Raw genomic sequence first — 20,924 nt, forward strand, 5'->3', positions numbered from 1 at the left:
CTTGTAGACGCTATTAGCCAAGCACTCTTTTAAAACTGGACAACCAGGTAGAAGCAGTCATCGAAAATTTGGGGTCCCAAACCTCGTCGTTCGAGGACGGCTTTAGTATTTAATTTTAACATTTCACCAAATATATGCTAAAATGTGAGGTATGGAAAAAGCTCACAGTTACCGATTTTACCCAACGCCAGAACAAGAGTCGCTATTGTGGCGTACCGTCGGCTGTGTAAGATTGGTTTACAATAAAGCTCTCCACGAAAGAACTCAAGCATGGTACGAAAGGCAAGAAAGAATAGGATACAGTCAAACTTCCTCAATGTTAACGTCTTGGAAAAAGCAAGAAGAATTAGACTTTTTAAATGAAGTTAGTTGTGTTCCTTTACAGCAAGGCTTGAGACATTTACAAACAGCTTTTACTAATTTCTTTGCTGGTAGTGCTAGGTATCCTAACTTTAAGAAAAAACATCAAGGAGGAAGTGTAGAATTTACCAAGTCTGCTTTTAATTTTAAAAACGGACAAATTTATTTAGCTAAATGTTTAGACCCTTTACCTATTCGATGGTCAAGACAAATACCCTCATATTGTGAACCTAGTACGGTAACGGTTAGATTACATCCATCAGGACGTTGGCATATCTCAATTAGATTTGATGATCCAACTATTAAACCCTTACCTGTTAGCGACAAAGTGATAGGAATTGACTTAGGAATTAGTAGTCTTATGATTACTAGCGACGGGGATAAAATCGCTAATCCTAAACACTTTAAGAAACATTACCGAAGATTGCGTAAAGTCCAAAAAACTCTTGATCGCAAACAGAAAGGGTCAAAAAATAGAGAAAAAGCAAGAATTAAGGTAGCTAAGGTTCACGCTCAAATAACCGATAGCAGAAAAGACCATTTACATAAGCTAACGACTCAATTAGTTCGTGAAAACCAAACGATTGTAGTTGAGAATTTAGCGGTGAAAAACCTGGTCAAAAATCCCAATTTAGCCCAATCTATATCAGATGTAAGTTGGCGAGAAATAACCCGTCAATTAGCTTACAAATGCCGTTGGTATGGGAGAACCTATATTGAGATAGATAGATGGTTTCCTAGTTCTAAGCGGTGCAGTAATTGTGGGCATATTGCCCGTGAATTGCCGTTAAGTGTTAGAGAATGGGAATGTCCAGAGTGCGGAACTCACCATGACCGTGACATTAACGCGAGTAAAAACATTTTGGCCGCAGGGCTTGCGGTGTCAGTCTGTGGAGCGAGTGTAAGACCCCAACAGAGTAAATCTGTGAAGGCGACTGCTAAGAAACAGAAACCTAAATCGTGAGGTTTAGGAATCCCCGTCGTTCACGGCCGGGAGGATGTCAAGAGCAAAATATTTGTTTTAAATTGCCACAAAATTGCTCTAGAGCCGATCGCACTTGAGGAGGACATAAGAGTGTCAAACTTAGTTCAACGCTTACAAATAACCGCTCATCCGCAACTAGAAAAATCCCTGGGCTATCGAGGAGATAGTCGCTGGGTAGCTTGGCGCTGGGAACCCGACATCGACCAACTTATTTCCAGCGACGGCAAAACAGTCGGCACTGGCAATAATATGGCTTGGCTGGTGTTTTTGCAGCACGATTTAGTCGATCCTGTGGTACAAGAGTACAACCTCGGCGAGGGCGATCGCTACTGGCTGCTTTTAGACACAGAAACTAGAAATCTCTACGTCGGCGAAGGGAAAACTGTTCAAAGTCTGCTCGAACAGCCGGAAAGTTTAGGTTTATTGGCCTGTCTCGATGGCGGGAATGCCGATCGACAAACTGGTGAAAATTGGCAGCAAACGCTATCTCAACTAACAACCAAACCAGTTGTTCGCCACCTGACAAATGCCCTTCCTTTCGGTATCGCCGCCGGTTTGATAGGTGCTTTAGGCATCGGAACCGGATTGTGGGTAGTGCCGGCGGTGCAGCAGAAACTCGCCGAAAAAACAGCTTTTATTTCCCCAATTAGTTCTGGCGCCAACTGCGGGCTTGGTGGTTCCGACGATTTTTCAGCTTATATCGGTTCCTCAAGCGGAAACAAAGAACTTCATTTAATAGGCGTTTACGAAGCCAATGCGGATCACAAGAACCGAGATTTATCAAAAAGTGCGTTAGCGAAGCCCTCGGAGAGGATCGAAGTCAAGGTAGAACGCCGAAACAAACCCATAATTCTCGCACTTTCAGCCTACGAACCGGTGCAATGGAACATTACCGCAGAACCGGGCGCAGTTATCGAAAAAATCATTGTTAACGGATACCACAACCAAACTGTTTCAGGAGTTTCTGGAATTCCAATTGAAGAGCACAGCTACGAAGAAACCGGAGACAATCTCGGCGACTTTATCTACAAGTGGGGTGCTACCCCTGAAAGTAGCAATACTTCTTCCCTCGTGACTAAATTGGAACAGAAAAACAGCATTAGTTTAACTTCTTTTCAAGGATGTTACAGAGGTAAGAACTTTAGGATTAATTGAGAGCAGCAAGAAACTGCGACAAGTTATACAATTTTCGCTTAAAGAATTGGGAACAACTGATTCGATATGGGTTGAGAAGTTGTTACTGTTCCGTTCTTTTTTTAACTGGTGTTAAAACCTATCCCCCTAAAATCCCAACCCGCGTCGGCGGGTTTTTTCTTGAGAGTTAAATTATTGGCATCTCTATGGTATGATATGCGGTGGCATAATTACGAATTCCCAATTATAACAATACTAATAGATTTCTTATGAAATACTGGTACGAAACCCTCGCTGTAGCGCAGCGAATTTTAATTGAATTGGGAAGGCGACGACGCAGCTTAATCTTGTGGAGTATTTTTCCAGTTTCTATCTTGCTAATTAACGCTTTGATTTTACAAGAACGCGCTAATCTCACCACAGCAAAAGCCTTTGAAACTGCTGCACCTGCAAGCTTAGTAGGAGCGGCTTTATTTTTTAGCTGTCTCGGTGGTAGCGTAGCAACAGTAGTAGCAGAGCGAGAACAGCATACCCTCAAACGCTTGTTTATTTCCCCCCTGAGTGGCACTTCCTATTTTTTAGGAATTTTCCTGGCTCACAGTTGCATCGGCATCGGTCAGGTAATTTTAGTATATGCGATCGCCTCTTGTTTAGGAGCGCAATTTCAAGGCTCTATCCTGTTAGGATGTGCGATTATTCTGCTCAGTATTGTATCTTATGTAGGTGTAGGCTTTATTCTTGGCACCCAGTTTGCGAGGCGCACTGAAGATGTCAACTCGCTAGTAGCGGCTTTCGGCGTTCCTTTGTTGATTTTAGGAGGCGCATTTTTGCCAACTTCGCTCTTTCCCAAAAGTCTGCTGGAACTCGCCCAGTACAATCCAATTTATCACATGAACGAAGCGCTGATGGGCGTGTGGGCTGACGGCAAAGATTGGGCTGATATTGCCGAACACTTTTGGTATTTATTCATATTTTCTATTGCCATGATTGCAGGTGGATGGCTTTCTTACCGCAGGATGCTGAGAGTTGAAAGAAGACTTTAAAACTATCTCATTATGTCGTAATTATTCATCTCTATCTTCTGGAGACTCTGCGCCCTCTGCGCTCTCTGCGGTTTAATCGTTCAGAAACAACCCTAAATATATAAAATAATACGGAGAATTAAAGCAGTGCTGCAAATAGAAAAGCTAAATAAGTCCTATGGCGAGCGTTCAGTGCTTAAAGATTTAACACTGCACATTCAAGCTGGAGAAATTTACGGTTTGCTGGGGCCAAACGGGGCGGGCAAAACTACAACTATCAATATTTTATGCAATTTGCTAAATGCCGACAGCGGCCAAGTTTCTATTAATGGCGAACCTGTTTCTGACTCTACAAAATTGTTAATAGGGGTAGCGCCTCAAGAAAATTTGCTTTACAAAAGCCTTAGCTGCGAAGAAAACCTCAACTTTTTTGCTCAAATTTACGGCTTAGAGCGCAAACAGCGGCGCTATCAAGTAAGACACTGTTTGAAAGCAGTAAATTTGACAGATAGAGCTACAAGCCCGGTGGAAACTTTGAGCGGAGGAATGCAGCGCCGTTTGAATATTGCGGTGGCTTTGGTACACCAACCTAAATTAGTAATTTTAGACGAACCGACAACGGGTTTAGATATTGAGGCCCGCTATGAAATTTGGGAGTTAATTCAGCGATTGCAATCGGAAGGAATTACAATTTTGCTGACAACTCACTTGTTGGATGAAGCTGAGCGGCTGTGTCAGAGAATCGGGATTCTGAAAAATGGCAGCATTGTGGCTGAAGGTAGTTTAGAGGAGTTGCAAAAACTGATTCCGGCCCAAGAAATTATCGTAGTAAAAACCGACGAAGAAGCTGAAGTTATCGCCCGCGCTAAAAAATACAGTTTCATCCCCCGCCGCTACGGTAGCGATTTGGCTTTTTGGCTGCCGGAACGTTTAGAATTAAAAGAGATTATTTTGCTGTTCGACGGGATTTCTATTGATTCAATAGCTCGGTATCCGGTGCGGTTAGAACATATTTATGTCGAAGTCACCAAACAAAGCGCAGAATGATATAGTGCGACGGTCTCGCTTCTTGTGAACAGGCAAGATGCCTGTTCCACAATAAGCTTAATGTCTTGTGGAACAGGCATCTTGCCTGTTCTTGAAAAACTTATTGCCAATGGTGCAAGATGTGATATCTAACTAGATTTGATATTACACGGCTTTTGCCCATTCGATCCAAGTTTCCATTGGGCGGAAACCCACTGATTTGTAAAGCTTTGTCGCCCCTGTCAAACTGTCAGCATCAACGCTGAGTTTAGCTGTGTTTGCACCCGCTGCTTTCAACTTATGCAAACCAGCTAATAGCATCGCTTTTCCTAAACCCATTTTCCGAAAATCGCGCCGCGTACCCAACAATTCAATCCAGCCGTCTTTTGTGCCGCTGCGGGCGTTTTTTTGGGGTTTGATTTGACAATCGCAGAAAGCTGCAAATTTACGATCGCCCGAAACAGCAATTAAGTCTAATTCCGGCTGATAATTGGCGTCTTGCATCCAGTAACGCACCGTTTCCGCAGTTAAATCGTGGTGATTCCAGTGATCGATAAATGACTGGTTGAACATCTCTACCCAAGGTTGGATGTCTTGTTCTCCTGATACGTGTGTCAGTGCAAAATCGGCAGGGAATTCCGGCGCGGGAATCGGTTCGGCGAGGGATCGGGCCATTGTCCAAAAATAGCGATCGACCTCAAAGCCCTGTTTTTCTAACAGCCGCATCTCATCGGTTTTGTCCTCGCGGCTGTAGGTACGCAATTTTGCAGGTAAATTCCGTTCTTTTCCTACTTCGCGCAGCCGCTTTTCTGCCCACTTAATTATGTCTTTTTCTAAACCTTTGCTACGAACATTTGGATCCACGTAAAACCAGAGACAAGCGTCTATTTCTGCAGGAGAATCGGGCATATCTAGGAGTGACAAACCGATTAGTTTGTAATTACCATCTTTCCACAACTGCACGTCGCGGGCTTTGTCGAGTTTGGGTGCATCAAGTATTAGCTTGAGTTCAGTTGCTGAGACTTCTTCGCCGAGTCTATCTACGGCTTCGCAAGCATCGATCAAATTTGCGATCGCGCACCAATCAGTTTCGCCCTTGTAGGAGCGTGTTGTCAAGATATTCATAAAAAACTTGCAATCCGTAATTTCGGACTGTTCCTCTTAGTTGGTATTGGCAAACAAGTACAGTAATTCAGACATTTTGGACAAACGTCAGTAACAGGCTTTTCTGCCTGTTCCACAAGAAATAAATACTCTTGTGGGGCGAGCACGCGAGCCCGCACCTAAACTGTTTTTAGTATTTGAGAATGGTGTCGATAAAACTCAGAAACCTGTTTATATCACCCAGGCTTTCAGGTTTTATCTTATAGCGCAATCATAAAAATTGGTTTGCCTTTTGGGCTAGTTTTGGATGTGAGTTTATGGCTGGATGTCGATGAGTCGCGCTCTCTTTCGTTACCAAGCTTGGTGCTTAAGTAACTACTATTGTTTGAATAAAGTTTGTACAGCTAAGTAAAGAAGTTGTCACCCCCACCGGGTAGTTGATTTTTACTTTTGCTCTGTTTTACAATAAATCCTTTTTCAGGGATTTTTGGCTCCTCCTGTTAACTCGCCCGATCGGGGGAGAGGAGAAGTTGAACTTATTTAAAAGTTCCCTATTTCAACTATAACCTGAGCTGTTTTTTTTTGCAAGTTTAAAATCGAGGGGTTCTTGCTAGTATTAACGAGGCTGGCATTTGATTGCAGGAGCGCTCCGGCTTTTAACCAGCCGTAACTGTAATTTATATAACGTTTTTGCCTGAGTTGATGATTTAATTTTATCCAAACGTTAAACTAACGTTAAACTGTTTTTTACAGATTAATATGAGGTAAATATGCTCGACAACCTCGATTTAGATATTTCGCTGGATAAAGAAACCTATGATGCCAAGATAGAAATTTTAATGCAACAGTTGCGATCGCTCCAACTGGCCTGCAGGGAAAAAAAATTGCCCGCAATTATCGTTCTCGAAGGCTGGGCCGCTGCCGGCAAGGGTGCTTTAGTCAAACAAATGGTAGGGTACATGGACCCGCGGGGGTTTGCCGTCCACCCGATTTGGCCGCAGTCAGATGCAGAAATGGGCTATCCTTTTCTGTGGCGGTTTTGGCAGAAACTCCCCGCCCGTGGCAAAATTGGTTTTTTCTACCACAGTTGGTACACTCACATTTTAGAAGACCGATTGTTTGATCGAGTCTCCGACGCCCAAGTACCCACAGTCATCAGGCAAATCAATGCCTTCGAGCGGCAGATGGTTGATGACGGCGCCGCAATTGCCAAATTTTGGATTCACTTGAGCAAAAAAGAACTCAAGCATCGGCTCAAAAAACTAGAAGACGACACCTTACAAGCTTGGCGAGTGCGGCCCGAAGATTGGAAACAAGCCAAAAAATACCAAGAATACACAACTTTTGCCGAAGAAATGGTAGCCCAAACCGGCACGGGCCCGGCACCTTGGACGCTAGTAGAAGGCGATTGTCAGCGGTGGGCGAGAGTCAAAGTTTTAACGCAAATGGCAGCGACAATTACAGAAGCCTTAGACAGACGAACGATGCAATCAGCACCGATACAATTGCCGCATCAAGAACACTTACAACCTACTGAACCCGACTTGCTGGCCCAAGTAGATTTAACTCAATCGTTGTCGCCCGACGAATACAAACAGCAACTTCGCGAGGAACAAACCCGTTTTGGGAAACTGCAACAAAGTATCTACGAAGAGGAAATCCCCGTGTTAGTGCTGTTTGAAGGTTGGGACGCCGCCGGTAAAGGAGGAGCAATCAAACGCTTGACGGATGTATTAGACCCCCGCAGTTACACCGTTAATGCCTTTGGGGCGCCGACAGACGAAGAAAAAGCCCACCAATACCTCTGGCGGTTCTGGCGACGGCTGCCAACTGCTGGTAAAATCAGCATTTGCGATCGAAGTTGGTATGGTAGAGTGCTCGTCGAGCGAGTCGAAGGATTTGCCACCGAACCCGAATGGCGCCGAGCTTATCAGGAAATCAACGAATTTGAGGAGCAACTCACCAGTTTCGGTTGTGTCTTAGTTAAATTCTGGCTGCACATCAGTCCTGACGAGCAACTAAAGCGGTTTACAGAGCGGCAAAACAATTCATTTAAACAATACAAACTCACCGAGGAAGATTGGCGGAATCGGGAAAAGTGGAATTATTATGAAGTAGCGGTGAATCAAATGATTCAGCGCACCAGCACGCCGGCTGCTCCCTGGACGCTAATTGCGGCCAATAACAAGTATTATGCTCGTGTTAAAGTAATTCAAACGGTAACGCAGGCAATTCGGAATCAACTGAAGCGCCGATAAATTGGGATTGGTGAATCGGTAACAGGTAATGGGGAAAAAAGTAGGCAGAACAAAGCAGGCTTGAATTGTCAATTCCACCTGTGGCGTACTCAATCCATTACCAATTACCAATCAACCATTACCAGTTATCAATTACCAATTAACTGTCAGCAATCTGTGACTGGAAGTAGCGGGTTTCACCCTGCAACCAATGTTTGATAGCTGACCGGAAGCGAGCATCAGAATAAATGCGATCGGACTGCGTTATTCGCGAAAGTTAAAAACCCACCGATGCCCGTATTTCCTCCCGCACCTAAATTCGCGCTCGTTTCCACACTTCCGTACTAATTTATGAAGACACAGAATATTGCAAGATGCCAGAACTGTTAGCTCGCATTCTATTTCTATTCCTCCTGTTCTCACTGATCAAATCGTGGTGGGATCAATCAGGAGGTAAAGACAATCCGTTATTAGACCGACTGCGCGTTTTGCTGCTGATCAGCCTTTTGTTCCTGGCTTTTTTTGCGCCAGACACACCAGTCGGAGCAGCGATTTTCGGGCTCATAGCCTTCTTCTTTAAGCCGCTGGGTTTTTCCATCACTCTGCTGGTGATTGCATCGGCGCTGATCACGAACGGGGGCATCCGCAACCCGGCGCCGAGAATGATCCTGGCAGCGCTGCTAGTTTTGATCCTTTCGAGTATGCCAGTTGTCGCTTACTGGTTCGCCGACCAAGCAGAACGGGACGCCGCTGCTGCCGTCCGCACAGCTTGCTGCGATGAAACTGCCGCGGCGATAGTTCTCCTAGGCAAGGGAACCACTCAGCCTCACATCCCCAACCGAGTAGCGATTCAACTGACAGATACAGGTAATCGCCTGCCCTATGCTGCCGTTTTGTACCGCCAAAAAGTGGCACCGATGGTTATCGTTACCGCTGGCCCCAGACCAGAGTTGGAGGGTTATGTTGGGGAAGCGAAGGATATCGAGACTTTGCTGGCAAACAACATGGGCGTGCCGCGCAGCAGTATCGTTCTCGACGATAACGGCAGCAACATACGCACCAGCGCCCAAGAAGTGAGAAAGATACTCGACAGCCGTGGCGCCCCGCGCAAAGTAATCCTGGTAACATCTGCGATTCAGATGCGGCGTGCCAGCCTCGCTTTTGCGAATATGGGAATCCAGGTGATTCCTAGGGCTACCGACTTCTACACTTTTCAACCCACATCAGGAGGAAAATCCAGACTCCGCTTAGACGCGGGAGATTTTCTGCCCAGTGCAGAAGCTTTGGTAACTACGACGCGAGTATTCGATGAATATTTCGGGTCTTTTTATTACTATTTGCGCGGCTGGCAGGCTCCCAGAGCCTAAAGTGGCAAGTTGCTGGTGTTTTTCTTAGGCAACAGCGACTGCTCCCCAGATTGGTTTAACATCTGATGAGAATGAGACCTTTGTGGGGAGCTGTATTTTTTTCTCATTCCGGCGGGGTCGCCGACAATCAAGTTTGCCATGAATGCAAACAATACCCAAAAGATAACTGGCTCCCACTCGGATTTTTTGGGCGGTGCTTCTGGGGTTGTGACAGATTCGACGTTGACTTTGATATCTAGTTTGCCTTCAATTTCTTTGCCTTTGAGAACTCCCTCCTTGCACACACCCTTAAAAATCATGGGAGCGGGCTTTGGTGCTTCTGCTTTCGCTTCATCTGCCATTTTTTTATCCTGGTTTTGGTGAATCCGGTTGGATAGTACATTCTTAAAGGTTCGGGGGTTTTCCGGACAGGATTTTGCGAACTCTGAAAGAATTAAGTTAAATATGCACCCCGCCCCTTACAGGGGCTTAAACATAAGAATCTGAAGGCATTTCCAGCTAGTGCTGGTTTGTTTTAGATAGCAGCCTGGCCTTGAAGCTGCTACTTATATATCCGGGTGAAGGGGAGATTTTTATGCAAAGTACAGGTTTTTTATGAAAAATTTATTTGCTCCCGGCGGACAGAAACGTCAATAGCTTCAAGTTCGAGCTTGGTTGAGATCCCCCAAGAAACCCAGTTTCTTCCCGCAGCGGGCCCAAGTGACGCAATTCCGTTAATAAACCGGGCTTATGGCTCAATATCGCGCCAGGAATACCAATCTAAAATTTAAAATGATCGAAATAATCGAGCGTGAATATATCCACCAGCCAACTATCTTCCTTGGAACCCGAACAACTAGCAGCTTGGGCAAAAGAGGCAATAAATCGCAGTAAATCCGGTCAAATCCCCGCGTACATACCTCTCCTTGCGCGAGCCGACAGACAAGGGTTTGACGTGCAAATTCGGGCAATTGACGGTAAATTTTTGAGCTGGGGTAGAATTGCTAAAACATTCCCGCTGATGAGTGTAGTCAAGCCCTTTGTGCTGCTTTATTTGCTGTGCGAATTGGGCGAAAAAAGGGTATTTGACTGCGTTGGCTGCGAGCCTTCGGAACTGCCTTTCAATTCCCTAATTCAACTCGAAATAGACGAAGGGAAGCCGAGAAATCCGATGATTAATAGCGGAGCGATCGCCCTAGCGTCTTTGATGCCCGGTGAAAATGCTGTGGCGCGCTGTCAAAACTTGCTCGAATGGTTAAATCAACAGGCAAACAGTCAGTTATTTCTTGACGAGTTAATGCTCGATTCAGTGAAGACAAATCCGAATCCAAACAATTGGAATCTAGCCTTGAGAATGGTAGAATCTGGTTATATTCAAAATGCAGAAATTGCTTTAGAAACCTACAATCGCGTCTGCTGTTTGTCGGGAAGTGTGGAGGATTTAGCTAAGCTGGGGATGGTTTTGGTAAATAGTGGCGATCGAGCAATGAGGGAAAACAGCCGTACTGTCAAAGCGCTGATGGCAACTTGCGGTTTGTATGAAGCGTCGGGTCGCTTTGCGCTGCGGGTGGGGCTGCCGGCAAAGTCTGGAGTTAGCGGGGCAATGCTTTCGGTAATTCCGGGTCAAGGTGCGATCGGCTTTTACAGTCCGCCCCTGGATAAAGAAGGAAATTCTGTCGGCGGCTTATTTCTGTTACAACAAATAGCTAAAACTCTGCGGCTGAGCGTATTTGATTAGATTAGTCAGTAGTCAGTAGTCATTAGGAATGGGGAATTGGGAATGTCTAATGGGGAATTGGGAAAAATGTAATTGGGAAAAGGTAATTTTCCCTACTGACAACTGACAACTGACAACTGACAACTGACAACTGACAACTGACTAATGCTTTTCGCCCAAAATAGCATAAACCACAGTCTCTTCTTTTTTGCCGCGCAATTGAATCGAGCCTACTTTTTGGCCTTCGTAGCGATCGCGCACGTAAGAAAAAGTCCTCGCCGTCACCAACAAATTAAAAGGACTGTCAGAAACAATTTCCTTATTCATCGCCTCCAATCTAGCAGCAACATTGACAGCATCGCCGATCACAGAATAATTCAAACGCCTGGAACCGCCCACGCTGCCAGCAACTAACTGTCCGGTATGCAAACCGATGCCAAACTTAATTAAAGGTTTGCGTTCAATTCTAAGCTGCTGATTAAGTTGGTGCAGCCGTTCGTGCATCGCAATACAAGCCGCAACTGCATTCAAAGCATCTTGTTGAATTTGTCCATATTCGGTATGGCAAAAAGGCACCCCAAAAACTGCCATAATTGCATCACCGATGTATTTATCTACAACGCCGCCGTGATCCATAATACAGTTGGTCATCGCTTGCAAATAATTGTTCAGCCAGGTGAGTAAATCTCGCGGCGGCATTTTTTCTGAAATCGAAGTAAAACTACGAATATCCATAAACAGCACCGTTGCTGTAAGTTCTTGAGGTTCGAGTTCTCCCTGTTCAAATATCTCAGCTTTGCGTTGCCAAATAAGCTGAGCAGTCTCTGGATCGACGTGCTTTTCAAATAACCTCATCAACTGCTGCTTTTCGTACTGTTCCCGCAGTTGCAAAGCAGTGCTAGATAAAATGAGAGTGCCGATAGGTGCGGCAATCGGAACCCACCAAAAAAAGAAGCCAAATAACAAAGCAGCAGCCGCAATCCAAATTATAGGCAAACCGAGAGCGATCGCAATTCTCTCTTTAACACCTCGCTTGCCCAGAACCAAAGCCGTAAGCGGGCCAATCCCCAACAATAACAAAATTTCTACCACTACCGGCAGCCGCTGCAGCAAGCGTTGATTGAGCACATTGTCAACCAACGCTGCATATAAATAAACCCCAGCCGTAGTCTTGTTGAGAGGTGAAGATATGGGGTCGAAGCCCGTAGCAACTATGCCCACTAAAACTAACTTATTGGTCAGAGCGTCTGCGGGAATTCTACCTTCTACGACATCAACAAAACCATAGGTAGATAGATTTTCTGTTTTCCCCGGCCAGTTAATCCAAACTTTTTTTTCCTGCTTATTTTTTGAATGTGGAAGCAATACTGGATCTTGGGGATTAGCAGCATTGTACCTGTGAGTCATTGCTAAACCGAAATTAGGAATCCCGTTGAGAAAGATTTTTGACTCGCGGGTAATACCGTCGCTATCGGCTTCTTGGCTGATGTGGCCGACACCTGCGGCGGCTGCTTTTAAAGAGGCTACGGGTTCTTCTTTGGGGGTTCTAGGGAGTACAACTTTGCCGTTGGCGGCGATTGCAGCGGCTAAAATATCATCTTTCGGACTTGGATCGAGGAAAAGAATGTCAAAACCAACTGCTGTAGGGGGAGATTTTTTCAGTGCTTCTAGCAGTTCGGCGTAGCGGTTGCGGGGCCAAGGAAATTGACCGTATTCTTGCAGGGAATGCCGTTCGATCGCAATTACCACAATTCTCTCATCCCATCCGGGATTGGGCAAAATTCCCGATTCTCGAATTTGAAAGAGAGTTTTGTATCCCAAATATTCAAGGGGTTTCCACATTCCCACTTGCAGCATGATGACAGACATTACACCTACTACTGTCCCTGTTATCCAGGGAGGGTTTGTGGCTATATATTGCCGCAGACCGAGCAGTTGATTTTGTTTGAGATGATCGATCCATTCTTTGAACTTCATGCAATTAATTTGACGCAATCATTGACATTTGAGTCCGACCTCCGAGAGGAGTTATATCAATCCTTGCAGGAGTCGTAATTTTTTTACCCCACCCCAACCCTCCCCTTATCAAGGGGAGGGAGTAATAAATTCACAAAGGATGCGAGGATGGCTATATATCAATTGCGGTGGCACTCCTGTTGATTGTTAACTGTTGACTGTTGACTGTTGGCTGTTGACTCGCTATCTAAAAACTGAATGCTTGAGTGTTAACTATTGACTCGATTTTATTATTCCGATGCAACCGGAACGCATATTAGAGTCATGAAGTTTTACAATAGCGTAATGGCGAAAGGTTAACGCCAAATTTCTTTATTTTGAGTAATCTGTTGGGCATCTAAATTATATTTGTAGGCGGGCGGGACACCTCACAATAATTGAATTAAACTTGACTTTAAGATTTAGACGCGGCTGGGCTTACGAAGTTTCACCGCGAAATGCTTCGCCCTTACACGAAATAATCAACTCAACTAAAACTTACGATCTAACTCAGCTCCTCAGAGACTGCCCGCGCAATTTGCTCTGAGAGCTTGTTTAGGGAACGGCGAGGCTGTAGTGCCGTTCTGTGACTGACGGCCCTCGCACTACGATTTGGAGGCGGCGGCTTGGAGGTAAAATTCCTTGGATCTTGAAGTTGCCATTTCGATCGATCTTAATAGCTTCGTTGTTGACATAAAGTGTGTCGATCGGGTTAATTTGACCGCTGAGGCGATAGATATTGCCACTGAATCTCAACAACCTGCGGACTTTGAGTTGAGCTAGGCGAGGGCTGGCTGAGGGGGTCACGGGCGAGGTTTGAGGGAAAATAGTCGTGGCGTTGCCGCCGTTAACAACTACTTCCGAGTCGGTGTTGCCGGATACTACGACTGCACCTTCAATTGTTTCGACTGCGGTTTTACCCCCGCCGACGCTGACGCCAAATGAGGTGCCGCGAACTCCGGCAACGCCTTCTGGGGTTTCAACCCTGACTGGGGCGGTTTTGGCAGATTTTTTTTGTTGGGCAATTTGACTCGATTTGCCGAGTCCGCTGAAGGTATTGAGGGAGGCTATTTGGTTCGGCGGGATAATTGTTGAGGTGCTGGCTGCGGGAGTTGTCGCCGCAGTTTTGCCGATCGACAACCTGACTCGCCCCCTGCTGACAAAAATCGCTGTGTCTTTTTGGCCACCTGCACTGCTTGACAAATTGGATATTCTGACTGCGGTTTTTTCGGCAACTTCCACGATGCCAGCGTCGTTGTCGATGCCTAAACGGGCTGTGGAATCTGGGCCGGTGATGATTTCGTCTCCGGCGGCGACTAGCCGATCGCCCACAACCGCCGGCCGCCCTTTAAAGCTGACTGTACCGCGAATTTCTTCTATTTCGAGCGATCGCCCCGTCGTTGTTCCCTGAGCGTTTATCGTCTCTGCTGGGGATGGATTCGCCGCCACTGTTGTCGGATTTGTTGGAGATTTGGAGGCGGTTGGTAGTGCTGGCTGTCGATCGACTGAGACCATTTTAGTAGGGTTCGAGGGCTGTTTGGGGGATGGAGAGAGCGGACTGGCGATCGTCGCACGACCCAGCGCCAGACAGGCGAACACAGCTAACGACAAACTTAGGAGCGGAATTTGGGTCGAGCGCCCACAGGTAAAAATTTTATTCATAATTTCAATTTTGTCATATTGAAGTTTCTAGACTTCTTTTCCTGTATCAGACACCCTAAATCCGGCAATCGTTCCATTTTTTATGCCGTAACACAGCAGTAAAAATAAACTTTATCAGCCTGAAACTTTAGCATTAAAACTTCTTTTTTTTGTCAGATTTTAGTAAACTGTTACAACATGACCGTTTCCTAAAATCTGACCTTCGGGAAATTTGGCCAACCCGACTCAAAGTCCCTGACAGCATGAAATTTCGCCATTGTCAACGTCAGAGAGGGCAGATTTATATATAGCAAACATAAAATTAATTACTGCTTTTGAATGTCTTTTGGCTTCTGCCTGAAGGATGACTAATTGGGGAGAAATCCTGTAGTTGTGGCAATTAATAAAAAACTTCTTTTTGCGAATCACTAAAAAATAATTATCTAAGTGGTGAACAGCCTCTGCCAGTGGAGCTTGCCGCTGGGGAACATTATGAAGCAAACCCAAGCGAATCAGGGTAGACGATCGACAAACTCCGACTAGAATACCGTTTTTTAGGGAAAGTTGGTGGAAATTTCGATGGAAAATCATAGTGAGCGATCGCCTGCGGTTGTTGCTGTTCCGAAGTAGACGCCAAACTGTAAAATAAACGGTTGTATATAGGTTATATAGAGCAGGAGAACAATTTCAGTGGCAATAGAAGTAGGTCAGAGAGTTAAGGTGCGCCGTCTCAGAGATCGGATACCTGCAAATATAGTGGGCAAGATAAAGGAGAATCCAGTAGGCACTGTTGACGGATTCAGAATGGTTGACGGTAGCGGAGTAGGCGTGGTTGTCAAGTTTGACGGTTTTGCGACTTGGTTCTTTGAAGATGAGCTAGAACCCGTTTAACAGAAGGCAGTTGTCAGTTGTCAGTGGGCAGTGGGCAGTGGGCAGTGGGCAGTGGGCCCAAAAGCAGTCGTTATTTGTTATTAGTTAGTTGCCACCAATTACTAATGACAACTGACAACTGACAACTGACAACTGACAACTGCCCCCTCCCCCACTCTGGCTGAAGGTTGCGCTTAAATGTTAAAGAGTAAGCTTTGGCAGTGAGAACAGAAAATGGCTTTGATTTTGACATTTTTGGGCAAAGGCGGCACTGGCCGCAGTACGATCGCGATCGCAACAGCTAAAAAATACGCGGCTCAAGGCAAGCGAGTTCTGCTGCTCGGCCAAGATCCGGGCCCTGCATTGGGTATTCTGCTAGGGGTTCCCCTGACTCTCAACCCCCAGGAAATCGCCCCCAACCTCAAAGCAGTTCAGGTGCAAAGCGCGCCGCTGCTAGAACGCAGGTGGGACGAAGTTAAACAACTAGAAGCTCAATATGTCCGCACTCCCTTTTTCAAGCAGATTTACGGTCAAGAATTAGGGGTGTTGCCGGGAATGGACAGCGCGCTGGCGTTGAACGAACTTCGGGAATACGAGGACAGCAAACAATACGATGTGATCGTTTATGACGGCAATGGCGGCATGGATACGCTGCGGATGCTGGGAATGCCGGAAATTCTGAGTTGGTACATCCGTCGCTTCCGTCAAGCTTTGGTAGATTCGGATTTGGGTAAAGCTTTGTCGCCTTTTATTCAACCGGTTGTCAGTACCGTGTTGACTGTGGATTTGTCTGGGGATAATGCTTTTCAATCTACTAAGCAAGTCGATAATCTTTTGGATAAGGGGAAGGAAGCGCTGGCAGATCCGAACCGCACGGCGGCTTTTTTGGTGACGACTGGGGATGCAAGTGCGATCGCAACTGCCCGCTATCTTTGGGGAAGTTCTCAACAAGTTGGTTTGACTGTGGGCGGTGTGATTGTTAATCAAGCATCGGTTACAGAAGCTATTACTGCGGAGTTTGATCCTTTGACGGCTGTTTCGGTTCCGGCGCACAGTGACAATAACTGGCAGCCGCTAATTGATGCTTTGCCAGATTTTTCTGAGGCGGCAAAAGCTCCTAAACCGATTAACATAAACATTGCACAGCGTCAAGTTAGTTTGTTTTTGCCTGGGTTTGACAAGAAAGAAATTAAATTGATTCAATCCGGGCCGGAAGTGACGATCGAAGCGGGCGATCAGCGGCGCAATATTTTGCTGCCTCCGGCGCTGACTGGGAAGTCTGTTACTGGTGCTAAGTTCCTGAATGGTTACTTGATTATTTCTTTTTAGAGTAAGGAAGAAAGCACGACGCGGATTTTGACACGGATACACGGATGAATTATCGAGTTGTCTAATATCATGTCTCGTTGATTCGCGATCGTGTAATTTGTGCGATCGTAAGGGGCGGGTTCCACCAACCAAAATCGCCCCAAACAAACAATCTCGAAAACTCGCCCTCTCCCCACGGTAAATCGAAATGTACATTCAGATTTACCGTGGGGTGGGGGCGGGTTTATATAGATTGTTGGTCATCGTTATATATTATTGGTGAACCCGCCCCTAGGAACCCAATGTACATTCAACCGTAAAATCTGCTACAATATCCAGAAAGGTTTCACGATTACTGGTAAAGTTAATCCCTAACTTCCAAACCATCAACTATTATGAAATCCAGAGATATTATTAGTCTGCAAGCCCTGGGCGCTGCTTTAGCTAAACTAGATTCATCTGTCCAGCTTGGCGAGTTGGAAGAGAATATAAGTCGTCAGATATTGGCTTTAGAAAAATTAGCACAACAAAACAACACTCTGAACGAAATTTACAGAACAGAACGCCTCGACTTACAAGATCAGTACGAAGCAAAATCAAAAGACAAACGCTACCAGCCGACAAGTGACAGCATTTACAGCACCGATGCTGCAAATTTAAGCCCTTCCTTTCCTCAGCCGCCTGAAGAAATGGAAAATCCCTCTGAAATAGCTAAAGCCTTTGACAATTTAATTGCATCTTTTAATAAAATCAAAAGTCTGTACGCGGTTGAAAACCCCCTAGAAAGTTTTCAAATCATCATGGAACAAGAAGCGATCGCACCTTTGATTCTGGAAGGTTACGATCGCATTCGAGCGCTATTTCCTACGGAAAGATTAGGCTTGGAAGTGAAAACCGATCCAGAAATTGCAAATTGGCGATCGCTGTGGATAACCATTTACACAAAACTCGAAGTCGATGAAGCTTTTGCAAAGTTGAAAAATCTCGATCGCACTTGGTGGCTAGACGCGAGTCTTGTCATTCCTAACAATATACTAAACATTGATTTGGGGTGGGAATGAAATTCGATTGGTCAGAATACTTTAATTTAGCAAAAGAGCTAGCTGAAACCAGTGAAGATGCAAAATTGCGTTCGGCTGTAAGTAGAGCCTATTATTCTGCGTTTTGCCTAGCACGGAATTACTTGCGCGACATTCAACAAGATCCCAGACTCTCGCGGAATAAAACTTATGATATCAATGACCATCAATATGTAGCTGAAGAATTTATTTACAATCAATCAAAATCTCAGACAATGATAGAGATAGGCAAAGATTTAACTCGCTTGAGAAAAATCAGGAATAAAGCTGATTATGAAGATACTATATTTAACTTACACAAAGAAGCGATAACTGCGTTAATGCTAGCCGAGAATATTATTGCAGCGTTAACTAAGTTAACTCAATAATCCGGTAAATCTGAGAGGTTGCACCATTCTCAATAAGCTTTTTATGAACAGGCAAGATGCCTGTTCAACAAGAAAATTCACTCTTTGTGGACCAGGCATCTTGCCTGTTCTTGACAATGGTGCAAGATGTGAGGTAAATGGGAATCGACCCCAATCAATTGTAATTGCAACTCATGCAAAAACCCGGTTTCTTGAAGAAACCGGGTTTTTTAAGACAGCTAACTAACTTTTACCGTTACCGTTTCCATTGCCGCCAGTCGTTAGCAAAACCCGCTTAGCTAAAGGTTCCGGCACTTCTTGCAATCGATCGAACTCCCAATTAAAAAATCCAACTCCCATTGTCTGCGATCGCAATTCTACGATCAAATTCTGCATTTCTGCGATCGGCAAATAAGCAGAAACTGCATCCCATCCCTTCCAGTCTTTTTTACCTTCGTAGCCGAGAATTTGGCCGCGGTGTCCGCTGACCAACTGCAACACCTTTGATGTACACTCGTTCGGAGCGCAAATTTCAACTTTGGCGATCGGTTCCAGCAATGCCGGTTCGCACTTCGCCATTCCCTCCTGCATCGCCAAACGCGCCGCTTGCTTGAAAGCTTGTTCGGAACTGTCAACGGTATGGTACGAACCGTTCGTCAGCGTCACCGCTACGTCTACCACGGGGAAACCCAGCGGGCCGCGATCCAAATACTCGCGCACTCCCACTTCCACGCCGGGAATGTACTGTTTTGGGACGACGCCGCCGACTATTTTGTCGGTAAAGGTGAAACCTTCTCCGCGAGGCTGCGGTGTAATATCGAGGTACACGTCGCCGAATTGTCCGTGTCCGCCGCTTTGGTGTTTGTAGCGCCCGTGGATGGAAGATGCAGGTTTGCGGATGGTTTCTTTGTACGGCACTTGCGGTAAGTGAGTTACCATCGGCAAGTTATACTTGCGGCGCAACCTGTCTAAGGCTACTTTCAGGTGGATTTCGCCTTGACCCCAAAGTATAATTTCGTGAGTGTCGCCGTGCTGTTCCCAGACTAAAGATGGGTCTTCTTCTAGCAATTTAGCTAAAGCGGAGCTCAGCTTAACTTCATCGTTGCGCTTTTCTGGGACGATCGCCAGTGCGTAGACAGGGGAGATGATTTCGGCTTTTGGCAATTCTTCCGATCGGTCGATCGCCAGCGTATCGCCTGTTTTCAGGCCTTCTAGCCTTCCCAAAGCCACAATTTCCCCCGCGCTGACAGACTGCAAACTTTGCGTTTGCTGGCCGGTCAAGCGGTACAAACCGTTAACTCGAACGCCGTTCAAAGTTGCTCCGTCTGCCAGCGTCCCCCGCCACATTCTCACTAACGATAGTTTGCCTCCCTGCGGCGTGTAATAGGTTTTGAGGATTTGAGCCAGACCTTTGTTTTCACTTTGTATAATGCCGCGGCGATCGGCTGTAGTTTCCGGTGTCGGCGCTTCCCTCAGCAACGCTTCCAGCAGAGGCCGCACGCCGAAATCTTGTTCGGCGATGCCGATGAATACTGGCACAATTAAATCTGCGCCTAATTCCATCTTTAAATCGCGGGTAATTTCTTCGGCGTCGGGATTGATTTCTTCGAGCAATTCTTCGAGTAAATGGTCGTCAAAATTCGCCAATTCTTCGAGCATTTGCTGCCGCGCTGCGCTTTCTTGTGCTTTGAGGTGTTCTGGAAGCGGGACGGGATCTGCGGCGGCGCCCGGATGGTAGTGGTAAGCTTGTTCGGTTACTAAGTCGATAAAACCGATGATTTGTTCGTTTTTGCCGATCGGATATTGGTGAGGTACGATCGGTCTGCTGGAAACGGATTTGAGCGCGTCGATCACTTCGGTGAAGTTGGTGCCGCAAGTAGTTTCGTCTGTGTAAGCTCGATCGATCTTGTTGATGAAAACTAGGTGGGGAATTTCCCAATCATCGAGGAATTTAAACAGGGGTGCGAGGGTTAAAGTGCGATCGGCAACGGGTTCGCAAACAATTATCGCCGCATCCACACCAATCAGCGCATTGTAAGTTTCTTGGGCAAATTCTACCGAGCCCGGACAGTCGAGAAATGTGAAGCGGACGCCTTGATATTCAGCGGTGGCGGCGTTTACTTCTACGCTCATTTGGCGATCGCGTGCTTCCGGCGAACTATCACCTATTGTGTTGCCATCTTTGACATTTCCTTTGCGGGTAATTGTCCCTGTCACCGACAGCAAACTTTCGAGGAGTGCGGTTTTACCGCTTAAATAAGGGCCAACAATTGCAACGTTTCGCGTGGCCCCAAAGACTTTTTCGTTCATATTCCCTCCAACAGAAAACTTGTTTTCCATTGCTCTTGGTGCAAACAGTTCTATACCATTTTCTAGACTTTTTCTAGGTTAATTTTTATTGCATTTTCGAGCAACTTCAGATTTTGGTATGATTCTATACTTTTGACGGTAGCGTGTTTTGAGTGACCAAAACACAAATTGTAGTTTTTCTTAATATTTGGATTTTTTAACCGCAGAGAACGCAGATTAACGCAGATTAACGCAGATAAATTTATGGTTTCCCGGCTCTGGCTATTGGTGACAACTTACAGTCAAACCTTCAGTCCGGCAGGGGTTGAAACCCCTGCCTCAAAGCTAAAGTCCTCTGAAGAGGACTAATGAGTTTAAAAGTTTTCTTCTGAGTCCTCTTCAGAGGACTTCAGCTATTAGCCAGGGAATTCATTCCCTGGCGGACTAGAGGCTTAAGTTGTCAC

The 20,924-nt window shown here is 45.8% G+C and carries 17 protein-coding genes; 11 read left to right on the forward strand and 6 right to left on the reverse strand.

All coding sequences use genetic code 11. From position 1 onward, the window contains the following. Positions 1-151: 151 nt before the first annotated feature. From QUA07_RS12445 to QUA07_RS12460, 4 genes are all read left to right on the forward strand, one after another. Complete coding sequence (locus QUA07_RS12445) at positions 152-1,324, forward strand: RNA-guided endonuclease TnpB family protein (protein ID WP_333325484.1); 1,173 nt, start codon at positions 152-154, stop codon at positions 1,322-1,324. Positions 1,325-1,435: 111 nt separating this feature from the next. After that, entirely contained in the window at positions 1,436-2,500 is a 1,065-nt protein-coding gene (locus tag QUA07_RS12450; protein ID WP_333325486.1) for a hypothetical protein, read from the forward strand. 248 nt (positions 2,501-2,748) lie between these two features. Beyond that, positions 2,749-3,522, forward strand: coding sequence for an ABC transporter permease (locus tag QUA07_RS12455; RefSeq protein ID WP_333325489.1), 774 nt, complete (start codon positions 2,749-2,751; stop codon positions 3,520-3,522). Positions 3,523-3,648: 126 nt separating this feature from the next. Beyond that, positions 3,649-4,548: an ABC transporter ATP-binding protein gene (locus QUA07_RS12460; RefSeq protein WP_333325492.1), complete on the forward strand. Its 900-nt coding sequence runs from the start codon at positions 3,649-3,651 to the stop codon at positions 4,546-4,548. A gap of 144 nt (positions 4,549-4,692) precedes the next feature. On the opposite strand, the gene QUA07_RS12465 is transcribed toward QUA07_RS12460, so the two are convergent. Further along, entirely contained in the window at positions 4,693-5,652 is a 960-nt protein-coding gene (locus QUA07_RS12465; protein WP_333325495.1) for a GNAT family N-acetyltransferase, read from the reverse strand. Positions 5,653-6,401: 749 nt separating this feature from the next. Between QUA07_RS12465 and pap the strand changes: the two genes are divergently transcribed. Together pap and QUA07_RS12475 are read left to right on the forward strand one after the other, a co-directional pair. Beyond that, positions 6,402-7,889: a polyphosphate:AMP phosphotransferase gene (gene pap / locus QUA07_RS12470; RefSeq protein ID WP_333325497.1), complete on the forward strand. Its 1,488-nt coding sequence runs from the start codon at positions 6,402-6,404 to the stop codon at positions 7,887-7,889. 353 nt (positions 7,890-8,242) lie between these two features. Continuing rightward, entirely contained in the window at positions 8,243-9,235 is a 993-nt protein-coding gene (locus QUA07_RS12475) for a YdcF family protein (RefSeq protein ID WP_333209327.1), read from the forward strand. Here QUA07_RS12475 and QUA07_RS12480 read toward each other — a convergent pair. Continuing rightward, the gene (locus tag QUA07_RS12480) at positions 9,232-9,576 is read right to left on the reverse strand and encodes a hypothetical protein (protein ID WP_333080265.1); all 345 of its coding nucleotides are present in this window, start codon (positions 9,574-9,576) and stop codon (positions 9,232-9,234) included. The two genes, QUA07_RS12475 and QUA07_RS12480, sit on opposite strands and share 4 nt — an antisense overlap. Positions 9,577-10,025: 449 nt before the next feature. On the opposite strand from QUA07_RS12480, the gene glsA reads away from it, so the two are divergent. Next, entirely contained in the window at positions 10,026-10,952 is a 927-nt protein-coding gene (gene glsA / locus QUA07_RS12485) for a glutaminase A (protein ID WP_333325501.1), read from the forward strand. A gap of 141 nt (positions 10,953-11,093) precedes the next feature. Here glsA and QUA07_RS12490 read toward each other — a convergent pair whose 3' ends face one another. The 3 genes from QUA07_RS12490 to QUA07_RS12500 all read right to left on the reverse strand — a co-directional run bounded on the left by QUA07_RS12490 (position 11,094) and on the right by QUA07_RS12500 (position 15,158). Further along, entirely contained in the window at positions 11,094-12,908 is a 1,815-nt protein-coding gene (locus tag QUA07_RS12490; protein WP_333325504.1) for an adenylate/guanylate cyclase domain-containing protein, read from the reverse strand. A 573-nt stretch (positions 12,909-13,481) separates the two neighbouring features. Further along, on the reverse strand, positions 13,482-14,588 hold the full coding sequence (locus tag QUA07_RS12495) for a FecR domain-containing protein (protein ID WP_333325507.1): 1,107 nt from the start codon (positions 14,586-14,588) through the stop codon (positions 13,482-13,484). 225 nt (positions 14,589-14,813) lie between these two features. Next, positions 14,814-15,158 (reverse strand): hypothetical protein, encoded by a 345-nt coding sequence (locus QUA07_RS12500; protein ID WP_333325509.1) that lies wholly within the window; start codon positions 15,156-15,158, stop codon positions 14,814-14,816. Between the two features lie 99 nt (positions 15,159-15,257). On the opposite strand from QUA07_RS12500, the gene petP reads away from it, so the two are divergent. The 4 genes from petP to QUA07_RS12520 all read left to right on the forward strand — a co-directional run bounded on the left by petP (position 15,258) and on the right by QUA07_RS12520 (position 18,192). Further along, on the forward strand, positions 15,258-15,458 hold the full coding sequence (gene petP / locus QUA07_RS12505; protein ID WP_172186826.1) for a cytochrome b6f subunit PetP: 201 nt from the start codon (positions 15,258-15,260) through the stop codon (positions 15,456-15,458). A 213-nt stretch (positions 15,459-15,671) separates the two neighbouring features. Next, positions 15,672-16,766: a Get3/ArsA fold putative tail anchor-mediating ATPase NosAFP gene (locus tag QUA07_RS12510; RefSeq protein WP_333325512.1), complete on the forward strand. Its 1,095-nt coding sequence runs from the start codon at positions 15,672-15,674 to the stop codon at positions 16,764-16,766. Between the two features lie 374 nt (positions 16,767-17,140). Continuing rightward, positions 17,141-17,806 carry a hypothetical protein gene (locus QUA07_RS12515; RefSeq protein ID WP_333325514.1) on the forward strand — a complete coding sequence of 222 codons (666 nt, stop codon included), beginning with the start codon at positions 17,141-17,143 and terminating at the stop codon, positions 17,804-17,806. Further along, positions 17,803-18,192 (forward strand): HEPN domain-containing protein, encoded by a 390-nt coding sequence (locus QUA07_RS12520; protein ID WP_333325517.1) that lies wholly within the window; start codon positions 17,803-17,805, stop codon positions 18,190-18,192. The genes QUA07_RS12515 and QUA07_RS12520 overlap by 4 nt, the downstream gene beginning before the upstream one ends. Positions 18,193-18,414: 222 nt before the next feature. Here the strand turns inward: QUA07_RS12520 and QUA07_RS12525 are convergent, their stop codons facing one another. After that, positions 18,415-20,481 carry an elongation factor G gene (locus QUA07_RS12525; RefSeq protein ID WP_333325520.1) on the reverse strand — a complete coding sequence of 689 codons (2,067 nt, stop codon included), beginning with the start codon at positions 20,479-20,481 and terminating at the stop codon, positions 18,415-18,417. Between the last annotated feature and the right edge of the window lie 443 nt (positions 20,482-20,924).

This window comes from Microcoleus sp. T3_A4 (assembly GCF_036700465.1).
GTDB lineage: Bacteria > Cyanobacteriota > Cyanobacteriia > Cyanobacteriales > Microcoleaceae > Microcoleus.

Excerpts from the sequence above, each read along its gene's own strand:
- QUA07_RS12520 (WP_333325517.1), top strand. The coding sequence starts at position 17,803 with ATGAAATTCGATTGGTCAGAATACTTTAATTTAGCAAAAGAGCTAGCT.
- QUA07_RS12465 (WP_333325495.1), bottom strand. The coding sequence starts at position 5,652 with ATGAATATCTTGACAACACGCTCCTACAAGGGCGAAACTGATTGGTGC.
- QUA07_RS12480 (WP_333080265.1), bottom strand. The coding sequence starts at position 9,576 with ATGGCAGATGAAGCGAAAGCAGAAGCACCAAAGCCCGCTCCCATGATT.
- QUA07_RS12495 (WP_333325507.1), bottom strand. The coding sequence starts at position 14,588 with ATGAATAAAATTTTTACCTGTGGGCGCTCGACCCAAATTCCGCTCCTA.
- pap (WP_333325497.1), top strand. The coding sequence starts at position 6,402 with ATGCTCGACAACCTCGATTTAGATATTTCGCTGGATAAAGAAACCTAT.
- QUA07_RS12510 (WP_333325512.1), top strand. The coding sequence starts at position 15,672 with ATGGCTTTGATTTTGACATTTTTGGGCAAAGGCGGCACTGGCCGCAGT.
- QUA07_RS12445 (WP_333325484.1), top strand. The coding sequence starts at position 152 with ATGGAAAAAGCTCACAGTTACCGATTTTACCCAACGCCAGAACAAGAG.
- QUA07_RS12525 (WP_333325520.1), bottom strand. The coding sequence starts at position 20,481 with ATGAACGAAAAAGTCTTTGGGGCCACGCGAAACGTTGCAATTGTTGGC.
- QUA07_RS12475 (WP_333209327.1), top strand. The coding sequence starts at position 8,243 with ATGCCAGAACTGTTAGCTCGCATTCTATTTCTATTCCTCCTGTTCTCA.
- QUA07_RS12500 (WP_333325509.1), bottom strand. The coding sequence starts at position 15,158 with ATGATTTTCCATCGAAATTTCCACCAACTTTCCCTAAAAAACGGTATT.
- QUA07_RS12455 (WP_333325489.1), top strand. The coding sequence starts at position 2,749 with ATGAAATACTGGTACGAAACCCTCGCTGTAGCGCAGCGAATTTTAATT.
- QUA07_RS12490 (WP_333325504.1), bottom strand. The coding sequence starts at position 12,908 with ATGAAGTTCAAAGAATGGATCGATCATCTCAAACAAAATCAACTGCTC.
- QUA07_RS12515 (WP_333325514.1), top strand. The coding sequence starts at position 17,141 with ATGAAATCCAGAGATATTATTAGTCTGCAAGCCCTGGGCGCTGCTTTA.